Raw genomic sequence first — 13,246 nt, 5'->3', positions numbered from 1 at the left:
GGGGCGACACTGATTCTCATACACCCAAGTGCTGCTCCAGCAGTTCGGGCTTCGACAGGAGCTCTTCGGAACTGCCTTCAAAAACCACCTCGCCCTTGACCAGGATCACGTTGCGGTCGGTGATCTGGGTGACGTGTTTCCAGTTCTTGTCCACGATGATGCTGCTGATGCCGCTCTCGCGGATCAGGCCGCAAATGCGCCAGATCTCGCGCGCGATCAGCGGCGCAAGGCCTTCGGTGGCTTCGTCGAGGATCAGCAGGTCGGGGTTGGTCATGAGCGCACGGCCGATGGTGAGCATCTGCTGCTCGCCGCCGCTGAGTTGTTGCCCGCCGTGGTTGAGGCGTTCGGCCAGGCGCGGAAAGGTTTCGAGCACCCTGTCATAGGTCCAGTCGCGTTGACCCTTGGTGCCGGCACGCGCCGACATCACCAGGTTTTCCCTCACGCTCAGGTTGCCGAAGATGCCACGGCCCTCGGGCACGTAGGCCAGGCCCATGCGGGCGATCTCGAACGTGGGTGCGCCGGTCATGTCGCGGCCTTTCACATGCACCTGGCCGCCACTGGGCTTGACGATGCCCATGATGGATTTGAGCAGCGTGGACTTGCCCATGCCGTTGCGCCCCATGAGGCCGATCGTCTGGCCCTGGCCCACGGTGAAGTCGATGCCGCGCAGGATGTGGCTGGCGCCGTAGTGGGTGTGCAGGCCGGTGGCCTCAACCAATGCGTTCGTCAAAGCGCTCATCAGTGTTCCTCACCCAGGTAAGCCGCTTGCACCGACGCATCACCGCGCACCTGAGCCGGCGTGCCGCTGGCGATCACCTGGCCGTTCACCATCACGGTGAGCTGGTCGGCCAGGGTGAACACGGCGTCCATGTCGTGCTCCACCAGCATGATGGCGTGGTCCTTTTTCAACCGCAGCAGCAGCGCCACCATGCTCTCGGCCTCGGCTTGGCCCATGCCGGCCAGCGGTTCGTCGAGCAACAGCACGGTGGGTTCGGTGGCCAGGGTCATGGCGATCTCCAGTTGGCGCTGTTCGCCGTGGCTGGTGGTGCCGGCCACCACGTCGGCGCGCTCTGTGAGGCCGGCGAGTTCCAGCGCACGTTCGCAGCGCTGGTTCACGGCACCCATGGCGCTGGCCGAGGACACCCAGCGCAGCGGGTTCCACGGCACATGCCGTTCGCGCGATTGGGCCGCCAGTCGCACGTTGTCCCACACGGTGAAGGGCAGGAAGATGTTGGTTTTCTGGTAGCTGCGGCCCAGGCCCAGGCGCGAGATTTTTTCGGGGCTTTTGCCCGCCGTCTCGACCCCGTTGAGCGTGATGCGGCCCGAGGTGGGAGGCAGGTCGCCCGAGAGCAGGTTGGTCAGCGTGGACTTGCCCGCGCCGTTGGGGCCGATCACCGCGTGGATGCGACCGCGGTGCAGGTCCACCGACACATCGTTGACCGCGGCCAGACCCCCGAAGCGCTTGGTCAGGTTGCGGGCGGAGAGCAGCAGTTCGTTCATGGGCGCTCCTTCGGGCTGGCGAAGCGCTGCACCAGACCCAGCAAGCCGCGCGGCGCCAGCACCACCACCAGCACGATGAACGTGCCCATGAGCAGCTGCCAGTGTTTGGTGAGGTCCTTGAAGAAGTGCATCACGTACTCGAACGCGAAGGCCCCCACGATGGCGCCAGCGAAATTGCCCATGCCCCCGAGGATGACCATCATGATGGCGTGTGCACTCATGTGGAAACCCATCAACTCGGGGTTCACATAACCGGTCTGCGCGGCCCACAGGAAGCCCGCCACGCCGGCCAGCGCCCCTGCTAGCGTGAAGGCCGTGAGTTTGTAGCCGAAGGTCCCAAAGCCCACCGCGCGCATGCGGTGCTCGTTCACGCGAATGCCCGCGAGCACCCGGCCAAAAGGAGAGAACAACAGGCGGCGCAGGAAGGCATAGACCAGCACGAGCAGCAGGAGCGTGAAGTAGAAGAAGGTTGTCTTGTTCTCGAGGTCGATGCCGCTCCAGCCGAACACCGAGGCGGTGGGGCGGAAGTTCACGTACACGCCGTCCGACCCCCCGAGCGCCTTGTTGTCGAAGAACAGGAAGAACACCATCTGCGCGAAGGCCATGGTGACCATGATGAAGTAAATACCGTGGGTGCGAACCAAGAAGAAGCCGATGACGAGCGCGGCCAGTCCCGCGCCCAGCGCCGAGGCGGGCAGGGACCACCACAGGCTGATGGGAGTGTCCGCCGGGGTGAGGAAAGCCAGCGCGTAGCCGGCAAGACCAAAGTAAGCCGCGTGTCCGAGCGACACAAGACCGGTAACGCCCTGCAGCAGATCCAGGCTCATGGCGAAGATCGCCAGGATCATCATCTGCGAGAGCATCTGCAGGTAGAAGTCGCTACCGGTGACGGGGATGAGTGGAAACGCGGCGAGCGCGATGGCTCCCAGCACCAGGATGGCCTGGATGCTGCGCGGCAGCTTTTCGAGTTGGGCTTTGGGGGAGCTCATTGTTTGAAGAGCCCTTCGGGCTTGTAGAGCAGCACGGCGGCCATGAGCATGTAGACGGCCATGCCGGCAATCTGCGGCACCAGCACCTTGCCGAAGGTATCGACCAGGCCCACGAGCAGGGCGGCCACGAGCGCGCCACGCACTGAGCCGATGCCACCGATGACCACCACCACAAAACACATGATCAGCACCGAACTGCCCATGCCGGGGTAAACGCTCGCGATGGGCGAGGCGATCATGCCGGCGATGGCGGCCAGCGCCACGCCCAGCGCGAACACCACGCCGTGGATCAGGCGGATGTTGATGCCCAGCGATTCGGTCATCTCGCGGTTGAACGCACCGGCGCGGATCTTCATGCCCAGGCGGGTCTTGGAAATGAGCAGGTACAGACCGAGCGCCAGCGCGATGCACACGCCCGACATCACCAGCCGGTAGACCGGGTAGGAGAGGTTCTCGGTCAGCGGGATCGACCAGTTCAGCACCTCGGGCACCTGCACCGCGTGCACGTCGTCGCCCCAGAGGATGGAGCGCACCTCTTCAAAGATGTAGATCAGACCGAAGGTCAGCAGCACCTGGTCGAGGTGGTCGCGGTGGTAGAAGTGCCGGAACAGGGTCCACTCCAGCACCCAGCCCAGCGCCACGGCGATCACCGTGCCCACCACGATGGCGAGCACCAGACTGTCGAACTGGCCCACCAGAAACCAGGCCAGGTAAGCGCCCAGCATGTAGAAGCTGCCGTGCGCCAGGTTGACCACACCCATGATCCCGAAGATCAGCGTGAGGCCCGCGGCCAGCATGAACAGCAACAGGCCGTACTGCAGGCTGTTGAGCAACTGGATGAGGAAGTTGGCGAAATCCATGAGTTAAGGAACAAAAGGACGAAGAAAAGCGGCGGAACATCTTTTGGACGAACTCCGCCGCTGGAGGACAACCGGGGCGCGAAAGACTCAACCCATGCGGCAACCCGTGGCGGGATCGGCCACAGCCTTCTGAGCAATGCCGATCACCTTGTTGTCCTTGTTGACCACCTGGCGCAGGTAGATGTCCTGGATCGGGTTGTGGGCCTTGCTCATGGTCCATTTCCCGCGCGGACTGTCGATGGTGGCGCCTTCCAGCGCTGCGTACAGTGCCGGTTTGTTCGACAAGTCGCCTTTGACTGCGTTGGCACCCTTGACGAGCAGCAAGCCCGCGTCGTATCCCTGAACGGCATACACATCGGGCTGCGCCTTGAACGCCTTTACATAGTCGAGGCGGAACTGCTTGTTGCGCGGGATATCCAGCGAGTCGCTGTAGTGCAGCGTGGTGAGAACGCCCTCGGCAGCTTCGCCTGCTGCATCGAGCACGCCCTCGGTCAGGAAGCCCGAGCCGTACAGTGGGATCGTCTTGTTCAGGCCGGCCGCAGCGTAGTCGCGCAGGAACTTGGCTGCACCGCCACCGGCGAAGAAGCAAGCCACGGCGTCGGGCTTGTAAGACGCAATCTCGGTCAACAGCGACTGAAACTCCACGTTGGGAAAGGGCAGGCCGAGCTTCTTGATGATGGTGCCACCGGCTTCGGTGTAGCTCTTTTCGAAACCCTCAAAGGCCTCGTCGCCTGCGGCGTAGTTCCAGGTGATCCACACCGCCTTCTTGTGGCCTCGGTCGACCATGGCCTTGCCCAAAGCCAGGGTAGGCTGGGCGTTGGTGAAGCTGGTTCGAAACACATTGGGCGCACACTGGGCCCGGGTGGCCACGTGCACGCCGGCATTGGGAATGATGTTGAGAACTCCTGTATCGCGTGCGACCTTGTGAATGCCCATCTGCACGCCCGAGTGCACCGAACCCACCAGCACGTCGACCTTGTCACGCATTACCAGGCGGGTCGCGTTCTCGATGCCCTTGGCCGGATTGGATTCGTCATCGACCTTGAAGAACTCCACCTCGCGGCCACCGAGCTTGCCGCCGTTTTGCGCCAGCGCCAGCCGGAAGCCGTTTTCGACGGCGATACCGGGCTGGGCAAAGGTACCTGTGAACGGCAGCATCAGGCCAACCCGCAGATTGCTGGTTTGCGCCTGCGCCCACCGGGGCAACAAAATTCCGCTGGAGGCCGCGCCGATCAGCGCGGCTCCTCGTGTCAAAACAAAGCGCCGTGAGTTCATCTGTGTCTCCTGTTGTGGTGGGATCGGGAAAACATCAGGCAGCGGATTTTTCCGCAACCAGCAACCGATCGATGATGCGGCGGGCTTGCACGCCACCGCCATCGATGTTCAGGCTCAGTAGCTTGCGCCCGGCGTTGCGCTCCAGGTTCTGCTGCTGCATCTCCAGCATCTGGAGGTCCTCGGAGAAAACTTTGCTCAGGCTGGTGCGGATCTGCTCGCTCAACGCCTGGTCCTGCGCATTGAAGTTCCTGGCCATGCCCCAAAAGTACCAGGTCGAGGACTCGGTTTCAGGTGTGATGAAGTCGATGACTGTGCTGGAGGCTTTGACCTTGGGGTCTGCATTGAAGCCGCCCTTGCCCGCGTGCGCCACACCCACATCGATCAGCACATGGCTTGGCGGATAGAAGCGGCAGATTTGCCACCGGTCCACTGGAACATCGTCGGCCAGGTTGTTTCCGCGCAAGCCCGCACGCCAGAATGGCGGCGCCATGATGCCCTCCATGTAACGCTCGGTGATGGCGCAGTCTCCATCCATCCGCGTCTTGGGCGGCGACTCATCGATTTCCTTTTGACCAATTGAGTTCGGGTGCAAGTAAGTCTCGTGAGTCAGGTCCATGAGGTTGTCGATCATGAGCCGGTAATCGCATTTGACGTGGTACAGCCCACCGCTGTAGGCCCACTCGGGGTCATCGGCCCAGGCCAGATGGTGGATCTTGGAGGGGTCGGCCTCTTGCGCATCGCCAGGCCAGACCCAGATGAACCCGTAGCGCTCCACTACGGGATACGTCCGCACGGCGGGGAAGCCGCCCACGCGTTGGCATGGCATGGCAACCGTCTTGCCATCGCAACCCATTTCCAGACCGTGGTAGCCACAAACCAGTTTGCCGTTTTCAACCTTGCCCAGCGACAACGGAGCACCGCGGTGGGGGCAAAAGTCTTCGACAGCGGCCACCTTGTTGTCGGGGCCACGGAAAAACACGATGGACTCGCCGCAAATCTTGCGGCCAAGGGGCTTTCCATCGAGTTCGCTGGGCGTAGCGCCTACATACCACGTGTTTTTGGGAAACATGATTCGTTCTCTCCTATAAGTACTAAGGATTCGGGCAGGCTTGTGGAGTCAGCCCTTGGGTGGATCAAGCACACCTACGTTCTGATAGATGTGTTTGATCTCGGTGAAATCGATCAACGCGTCAAAGCCGTGGAGACGGCCCAAGCCACTGCGGCGATAGCCGCCGGTCTCCGCTTCAGCGCACAGCTTGTTGTGGTCGTTGATCCAAACGGTGCCGTTGCGCAGCGCTCGAGCGATACGCCAGGCGCGCGCGCCCTGCTCGGTCCAGACACTCGCGGACAACCCGAACTCGGTGTGATTGGCCCGCGCCACCGCTTCGGTTTCGGTTTCAAACTTTTCCAGCACGACCAAGGGGCCGAAAATCTCCTCTTGGACAAAAGATGCACTGGCATCCCGGTGCGCGACCAAGGTGGGCGAGACAAACCCGCCAAGCCGCAGGTTTCCGCCGATACGCTGACCGCGCAGGATCACTTCGTCTGCGTCGTCCATCGCCTGCTCGATGCGACGTTGCACCAACTCAGTGGTAGAGAGATCGATCAAGGGACCCATCTGGGCGCCCGGGGTATTTCCGGGCGCCACTTTGATTGCCGCCAGTGCATTGGCCAGCGCTTTTTTCATCGCCTCATAGCGTGACGCGTGAACCAACACCCGGCGCGCCGCCGTGCATTGCTGACCAGAGATGACCGTCGCAGCGGCAGCCAGTTGAGGCGCGATGTGGTCGATATCGGCATCTTCAAAAACCAGGCAGCATGACTTGCCACCCAGTTCGAGCGACAGTTTCTTCATAGTGGGAGCAGCGGCGGCCATGATGCGCTGCCCCGTCAGGTTGGAGCCCGTGAAGCTGACCACATCCACCTCTGGCGAGGAGGTGAGCAACTGCGCCACGTCGTGGCCTTGCTCACTCACCAGGTTCACCACACCGGGCGGCAGTCCAGTCACGTCGGCCAGTTCCCTGATCACCGCAGCGGTGATGAGTGCGGACTGCGGTGCAGGCTTGATCACGCAAGTACAGCCAGCGGCCAACGCGGGGGTGATCGACCGGATAAGCAGGATCACGGGAGCGTTCCAAGGGACGATGATGCCGGCGACGCCGGCCGGCTCTTTCAGCATCGTGGAAAATACGCCGGGTTCCACCTCGAGCACGTGGCCTGGTATGTGCCGGGCCAGACCCGCGTAGTAACGGATCTCCGAGATGGCTCCCATCAGCTCACCCCGCGATTGCGCGATCACCTTGCCATTCTCTTGCGTTAGCAGTTGGGCCAGTGCTTCAGCCTTGTGCTCTAGCCGGCTTGCCCATTCGTTCATCACGTTCTGCCGCAGCCGCGGCGACTGGGCCCACGTGGGCTTTTCAAAGGCTCTGCGTGCAGCCGAAATGGCCGCCTCTGCGTCTGCCCGGGTGGCAGCGCTGAAGCAACCGATCTGGCTGCCGTTGGCCGGGTCCAGGCTGGGCACTTCGAGGCCCTGGCTGGCGGGCATCCACCGGCCATCGATCAAGAGTTCTGCTGTGGCGTGCATAGGAGTGCTCAATGTGTGACCGATCCGCCATCAACCACAATCACCTGACCGGTGACAAAGTCACTGTCGGCGCTGGCGAGGTAGATCAAGGTGCCGGTCAGGTCGTCGGGTACCTGATCACGCTTGATGCAGCGGGACGAAACGATGCCTGAAGCGATTGAGCCCTGCCAGTCGGGATTTGCGCTGACATTGGCGCTCAGGGTCAGGCCCGGCGCCAGTGTATTGACGCAGATATTGTCGTTACCCAATTCACGCGCCAGACAGCGCGCCATCGCCACCACGGCGCCCTTGGAGGTGACGTAGTGCAGGAAGAGCGGCGTGCCCTTGAAAACCGTGCCGGAGGCGATGTTGATGATCTTGCCGTAGCGCTGCTGACGCATCACGGGGCTGACCGCTCTGGCGCACTCGAAGGAGCCGCGCACGTTGACGGACATCACCTTGTCCCACTCGGTCGACTCGATCTGCTCGAACGGCTTGAGGGCAAGGTTGCCGAAAATTGCGGCGTTGTTGACCAGCACGTCAATGCGGCCGAACGCCTGAAGTGCGGACCCAACCATCTTCTCCACCGATTCGCGGGACGTCACGTCTGTGTGGACAAACACCGCCCGGCCACCCTTCTCAATGATCTGGTTGACCACCCCGGTGGCGTCCAGCACATCGGCACAGACCACGGAGGCACCTTCTTGAGCCAATGCACGAGCGTATGTCTCTCCGATACCTTGCGCCGCGCCGGTCACGATCGCAACCCGGTTGGCCAGCCGTGGGGTGTTTTCTTTGGGCAGTTGATTCATGGAGTGTCTTTATGTCTTGGTAGTTTTTGTGTGTTTTTCGATCAAGGCCCGGGCTGTTGACAAAAGATCGCGACCATCGAAGCCGCGGCTCTCCATGTCCTTGACCCATTCGACCTCTACCTGGCTTGCTGCGCGCCTGAACTCTTGGGCTTCGACCTGCCCGAAGTTATGGGTCACGTTGCCGCGTGCCTCCACCAACTTGCGGGCAGGGTCGTCGCCACATTGGTGGGCGCGCCCCAAGGACGCAGAAGCGGTTATGCCCGAGTTGGGGTCCAGCACCTTCCGGACATCTGGCGGCAGGGACTCGTACTTCCGTTTGTTTGTTGCCGTCACGAATGTCGTGGTGTAGAGCGCGCCACTGGCTGGATCGAACTGACTGTGAAACTTCGTTAATTCGTGCACCTTTACGGAGGGAACGACATCCCAAGGGATCACGCAACCGTCGAGAGGCCCCTTTTGCAGTGCGTCGGGAATCTTGGGCAGCGGCATGCCCAAAGCATTGGCGCCGAGGTATCCCAGCATCTTCGTAGTTTGTCTGGTTGGACCGCGCATTTTCAGGCCGCGCAAGTCGTACGGAGCCTCAAAGAGGCGGTCGCGGGTGTGGAGCATCCCCGGCCTATGAACCTGCACTGCAATGGGATGCACTTCCTTGTGTTCGTTGGACGCTTTTGTCTTGATGAACTCCCAGAAAGCCTTGGAAGTAGCCTCGGCGTTGGTCGTCATGAACGGCAGGACAAACACCTCGCTGCAAGGAAAGCCTCCAGGTGAATAGCCGGTCAGTGTCCAAACGATGTCAGCCACGCCATCCCGTGCCTGGTCGTATGGCTGCACATGCGCGCCATCAAGCTGCATCGCGGGGTACGCCTCAAACCGGATGCGCCCATCTGATTCCCGTTGCACCTTTTCCATCCATACCTTGTTCATGCTGACCCATACGTTGGACATGGGAGACATGAAAGTGTGAAATCGCAAAGTGATCGACTGCTGAGCAAAGCCTGTCAGCGAGGGAGCGCCCAAGGCCATCCCTACTGCCAACTGAACGATGGTTCTGCGGTTGATCATTTGGTGAATTGAGGAGAAGGCGTGAGTACCTAGGAAGTGAGACTTGATCCAGTTCGCAATCCGGATTGTCCGTCTGGTGATTATGTTGTTCATTCTACGGTTATGTTCACTCCACGAAATCAGGGTAAACACTGGGGGCGTCGTGAGCGGTTACCTAAATGACCTTCGATGTTGTTAGGCTGGGTCGGCACGAAACATCCGGCGCTATCGCCAAATCCACAAGATCACGACGAGAACCGCAAGGACCGAGTCCTCATGTTCGCCACAGCCAAGCACCAGCGTGCAGGCCGTGGGATGTGTGGAGTCCTCGGACCTGCTCGTGCTAGATGACCAGTCTCTGGCCCGGCGCATCGCCGACATCAGCGACGAACTCCTCTATGCCATCGTTCACCAGCGCTACAACCTGCGCCGCGCCATCGTCATCACCTCAAATCTTTTGGTGCAGGACCTGAGCAAGTACCTGGCCGACGTCACCATGGCCACCACCATCCTTGATCGACTGATACACCGCTGCTCGACGCTGGGGTTCGAAGGCAAGAGCTACCGTCTGAAGCAGTCCGCCTCACGAATCGCGATCGCACCCGAACAGTCGGAATTCGAACGACTTTGTTAGCGCAGTTTGGGTTGACCATAGGAGGAGACTGTCAAATTTAGGAAGTCACTCGCTCAGCGTGGAGTTCAGCAGGTAAATCGTGCGAAGCAAGGCCTCGGGACTGGCAATTCCCTTGCCGGCGATGTCCATGGCACTTCCATGCCCGACACTGGACAGCACGACGTTGCCTCCCACGCTGAGGGCACTTGCGGCGTGGGGCGCCAGCAACTTGATTGGAATGTGACCCTGGTCGTGGAAGACGGCCACATAGAGATCGTGCTGCCTGTTTGCCAACAGCGTGTCTGCACCTGTGGGCCCACTGACATGGTGGCCTGCTGAGCGCAGCTGCGCCACCGCAGGCACCATCAAGCGAGCGTCCTCCGGTCCGAAAAGCTCACCTTCGGATGCGTGTGGATTGATACCGAACATGCCGATGCGAGGCGTTTCCACGCCCAGCCGCTGACACGCGACGATGCCTGCCTGAGTGGCGCGCACGATCAGGTCGGTGCTCAGACGATCAAGTGCTGTTTGAACGCTCTCGTGGAGCGTGACGTGCACGATGCGTAAGCCCGCCCCCACCAGCATCAAGAAAACGGAGTCGGCAGATTGGCCGCACACACGCGCCACAAGAGAGGGGTACCCGCTGAACGCTATACCTGCCTGCGTGATCGCTGTCTCGTGGTGAGGACAGGCGATCACGGCGTCGAACTCGCCAGCCTGCGCAGCCTGAATGGCCGCCGTAGCGCTGGCCACCGACGAGGCGCCAGCGGCCGCGTCGATGCGACCAGGTACAGCTGCAGCCGGATCGAGGGCGCCTACCTCGTTGCAACGAACACCATCTAGCATCCCGCTAAGGTTCAATTGCTCGGCGCAGCGGCGCAGCACCGAATTCGGGCCGAACAGCGTAATACGGTCGCGCTCAGACTCTGTCAGAGTGGCAAGTGCCTTTAGCGTGATCTCCGGTCCGATGCCGTTCGGATCGCCGATCGAGATGGCCAGGCGCGCAAGGCCGCTCATGCAGCCTTTGGTTTATGTTTGGCAATGAGCGCCTTTGCGCCAGCCAAGAGCTTGGCACCGTCCTGCCCGCGCTTGTCCATCTCCTGGACCCATTCGCTGGCGATGGTGCCAGTCAGTTTGACAAACTCGCTGGTTTCCGATTCGCTGAACACGTGTACCTTGTTGCCTCGATCGGTCGCCATCTTGCGACTGATGGGGTCATGATCTTGTTGCACCTTGCCGAACCAAGCCGAGGTTTCCAGGCCCGAGTTGTCGTCGATCACCTTTTTGATATCCGGAGGCAACGATGTATATTTTCTTTTGTTCATCACCATCACAAACGCCGTGTTGTAAAGAGCTGGCTTGCCGGGCGCGAACTCGCTGTGGTGCTGAACAAGCTCATGCACCTTGACCGAAGGAATCACTTCCCAAGGCAAGGCTGCGCCGTCAATGACGCCTTTGGACAGCGCGTCTGGAATCTGTGGCAGCGGCATGCCTACCGCGGATGCTCCTGCTGCTGCGAGCAACTTAGTCGCTTGGCGGGTCGGCCCTCGCATCTTCAGGCCGCGCAGGTCGGAAGCGCTGTTGATGGCCTTGCTTTTCGAGTGCAGCACTCCTGGACCATGGGTATGAAAAGCGAGTGGTTGGACGTCCTTGAACTCATCGCTGGCGTGGGTTTCGAGGTACTCCCAGGCGGCACGCGACGCTCCGATGCCGTCCATGGTCATGAACGGCAGTTCGAACACTTCGGTCCGAGGGAATCGACCGGGGGTAAGTCCAGCCAAAGTCCATACGATATCGACAACACCATCCCGTGCCTGGTCGAAAAGTTGACTTGGTGAGCCCCCCAGCTGCATGGCAGGAAAGCCCTCGAAGCGGATACGTCCGCCCGAGTCGTTCTCCACTTTCGACATCCATGCCTTGTGTGCATTGAGATAGACATTCGAGGTCGGCGCCATGAAGGTATGGAACTTCAGGGTTACCACTTGCTGGGCGAAGACGCCAAGGGTGGGGGCTCCAAGGGAAGCGGCTGCCGCCGCCGATTTGATGAGGGTTCTGCGTTGCATCATGAGGTTGTCTCCTGGATTGAAGGGAAAGGCGGGTCCGGCCCCCTGGGCGGTGCTGGCTTCTTGTAGTACTGGTGATCAAGCAGGGCTTGCCTGCGAAACGAATTTAGTGACGAGGTAGCCGTCGAAGGTTTCGCTGCCGCCTTCGCTGCCGATGCCGCTGTCCTTCACGCCACCGAACGGCGTCTCGGCCAGCGTGATGCCGAAATGGTTCACGTTGACCATGCCCACCTCGAGGCCGTTGACCATGCGCTCCGAGGTGTTGATGGAGCCGGTGAAAACGAAACCGGTGAGGCCGAAGGGCAGGGCGTTGGCGCGCTTCAATACCTCGTCGGTGTCCTTGAAGCGCGTGATCGGCGCGACCGGACCGAAGGGTTCTTCGACCATCAGGCGCGCGTCGTCGGGAATGTCGGTGAGGATGGTGGGCGGGTAGAAGTAGCCAGGGCCAGCGAGCCGCGTGCCGCCGCTGGCCAGCTTCGCGCCACGCTCCAGCGCATCGGCCACCAAGCCTTCCATGGCATCGACCCTGCGCAGGTGCGCCAGGGGGCCCATCTGCGTGTCCTTGTCCATGCCGTCGCCCACCTTCAAGCCACCGTAGGCTTTCGTGAAGGTGTCGAGAAAGCGGTCGTACACCTTCTCCTGCACGAAGAAGCGGCTGGGTGCAATGCACAGCTGCCCCGCGTTGCGCGCCTTGAAACGCGCCAGCAGATGGGCCGCGTCGTCCACGTCGGCGTCGTCGAACACCACCACCGGCGAGTGCCCGCCCAGCTCCATGCTGATGCGCTTCATGTGCAGGCCGGCGAGCGACGCCAGCTGCTTGCCCACCGGCACCGAGCCGGTGAACGATACCTTGCGCGAGATCGGCGAGCGGATCAGGTGGTCCGACACCTCGGCCGGCACACCCCACACCACGTTGAGCACGCCCGGGGGCAGACCCGCGTCGTGGAACATGCGCGCGAGCGCGATCACCGCGCCCGGCGAATCCTCTGGCCCCTTCAGCACAAGCGTGCAACCCGCGCCGATCGCCGCCACCATCTTGCGGATGGCCTGGTTAAACGGAAAGTTCCAGGGCGTGAAGGCCACGCACACGCCCACGGGCTCGCGCAGCACCAGCTGGCGCACGTGGGGCAGGCGTGCGGGGATCACGCGGCCATAGATGCGGCGGCATTCTTCGGCGTGCCACTCTGCGTGTTCGGCACAGGTGGTCACCTCCAGCAGCGCCTCGCTCAGCGGCTTGCCCTGGTCGAGAGTGATCTGGCGGGCGACCTGCGGTGCGCGTTCGCGCGTGAGCTCGGCCACGCGGCGCAGCACCTTCGAGCGCTCGAGCGGCGAACTCTTGCGCCAGCTCTCGAAGGCGCGTTGCGCCGCGTTCAGTGCGCGGTCAAGGTCGTCGCGGCGCGCGTGCGGCAACGAGCCGATCACCTCGCCGTTGGCGGGGTTGATGATGTCCTGGTGTTGGCGGTCGCCGCCTTCGATGAATTCGCCATCGATGTAGAGGAAAGGCTTGCCGTATGCGGTGTCGGTCATGGT

General features: G+C 61.7%; 12 protein-coding genes and 1 pseudogene. 1 reads left to right on the top strand and 12 read right to left on the bottom strand.

Going from position 1 to position 13,246, the window contains the following annotated elements; translation table 11 throughout:
- Positions 1-16 precede the first annotated feature (16 nt).
- The 9 genes from AC07ZS_RS00225 to AC07ZS_RS00185 form a co-directional block, all read right to left on the bottom strand.
- Positions 17-739, bottom strand: coding sequence for an ABC transporter ATP-binding protein (locus AC07ZS_RS00225; protein WP_492437729.1), 723 nt, complete (start codon positions 737-739; stop codon positions 17-19).
- Positions 739-1,500 carry an ABC transporter ATP-binding protein gene (locus AC07ZS_RS00220; protein WP_492437731.1) on the bottom strand — a complete coding sequence of 254 codons (762 nt, stop codon included), beginning with the start codon at positions 1,498-1,500 and terminating at the stop codon, positions 739-741. Before AC07ZS_RS00220 ends, AC07ZS_RS00225 begins: the two co-directional genes overlap by 1 nt.
- The gene (locus tag AC07ZS_RS00215; protein ID WP_056272109.1) at positions 1,497-2,489 is read right to left on the bottom strand and encodes a branched-chain amino acid ABC transporter permease; all 993 of its coding nucleotides are present in this window, start codon (positions 2,487-2,489) and stop codon (positions 1,497-1,499) included. The genes AC07ZS_RS00220 and AC07ZS_RS00215 overlap by 4 nt, the downstream gene beginning before the upstream one ends.
- Positions 2,486-3,349, bottom strand: a complete 864-nt coding sequence (locus AC07ZS_RS00210) for a branched-chain amino acid ABC transporter permease (protein ID WP_297397042.1) — start codon at positions 3,347-3,349, stop codon at positions 2,486-2,488. Before AC07ZS_RS00210 ends, AC07ZS_RS00215 begins: the two co-directional genes overlap by 4 nt.
- An 87-nt stretch (positions 3,350-3,436) precedes the next feature.
- Entirely contained in the window at positions 3,437-4,624 is a 1,188-nt protein-coding gene (locus AC07ZS_RS00205; RefSeq protein ID WP_056272102.1) for an ABC transporter substrate-binding protein, read from the bottom strand.
- 34 nt (positions 4,625-4,658) lie between these two features.
- Positions 4,659-5,693 (bottom strand): aromatic ring-hydroxylating dioxygenase subunit alpha, encoded by a 1,035-nt coding sequence (locus AC07ZS_RS00200; protein WP_056272099.1) that lies wholly within the window; start codon positions 5,691-5,693, stop codon positions 4,659-4,661.
- Positions 5,694-5,741: 48 nt separating this feature from the next.
- Complete coding sequence (locus AC07ZS_RS00195; RefSeq protein WP_492437735.1) at positions 5,742-7,208, bottom strand: aldehyde dehydrogenase family protein; 1,467 nt, start codon at positions 7,206-7,208, stop codon at positions 5,742-5,744.
- Between the two features lie 8 nt (positions 7,209-7,216).
- On the bottom strand, positions 7,217-7,999 hold the full coding sequence (locus AC07ZS_RS00190; RefSeq protein WP_056272093.1) for an SDR family NAD(P)-dependent oxidoreductase: 783 nt from the start codon (positions 7,997-7,999) through the stop codon (positions 7,217-7,219).
- Positions 8,000-8,008: 9 nt separating this feature from the next.
- Positions 8,009-9,154, bottom strand: coding sequence for a TRAP transporter substrate-binding protein (locus tag AC07ZS_RS00185; protein WP_492437737.1), 1,146 nt, complete (start codon positions 9,152-9,154; stop codon positions 8,009-8,011).
- Between the two features lie 217 nt (positions 9,155-9,371).
- Here AC07ZS_RS00185 and AC07ZS_RS00180 point away from each other — a divergent pair.
- Positions 9,372-9,674: pseudogene (locus AC07ZS_RS00180) on the top strand (ATP-binding protein); the annotation flags it as partial.
- A gap of 45 nt (positions 9,675-9,719) precedes the next feature.
- Here AC07ZS_RS00180 and AC07ZS_RS00175 read toward each other — a convergent pair.
- The 3 genes from AC07ZS_RS00175 to AC07ZS_RS00165 form a co-directional block, all read right to left on the bottom strand.
- Positions 9,720-10,670 (bottom strand): PdxA family dehydrogenase, encoded by a 951-nt coding sequence (locus AC07ZS_RS00175; RefSeq protein ID WP_056272090.1) that lies wholly within the window; start codon positions 10,668-10,670, stop codon positions 9,720-9,722.
- On the bottom strand, positions 10,667-11,719 hold the full coding sequence (locus tag AC07ZS_RS00170; RefSeq protein WP_056272088.1) for a TRAP transporter substrate-binding protein: 1,053 nt from the start codon (positions 11,717-11,719) through the stop codon (positions 10,667-10,669). Before AC07ZS_RS00170 ends, AC07ZS_RS00175 begins: the two co-directional genes overlap by 4 nt.
- A gap of 75 nt (positions 11,720-11,794) precedes the next feature.
- On the bottom strand, positions 11,795-13,243 hold the full coding sequence (locus tag AC07ZS_RS00165; protein ID WP_492437740.1) for an NAD-dependent succinate-semialdehyde dehydrogenase: 1,449 nt from the start codon (positions 13,241-13,243) through the stop codon (positions 11,795-11,797).
- Positions 13,244-13,246: the final 3 nt, after the last annotated feature.

The sequence above is a fragment of the Hydrogenophaga sp. GW456-12-10-14-TSB4 genome, assembly GCF_059424305.1.
This window is presented reverse-complemented; position numbering and strand designations above follow the sequence as displayed.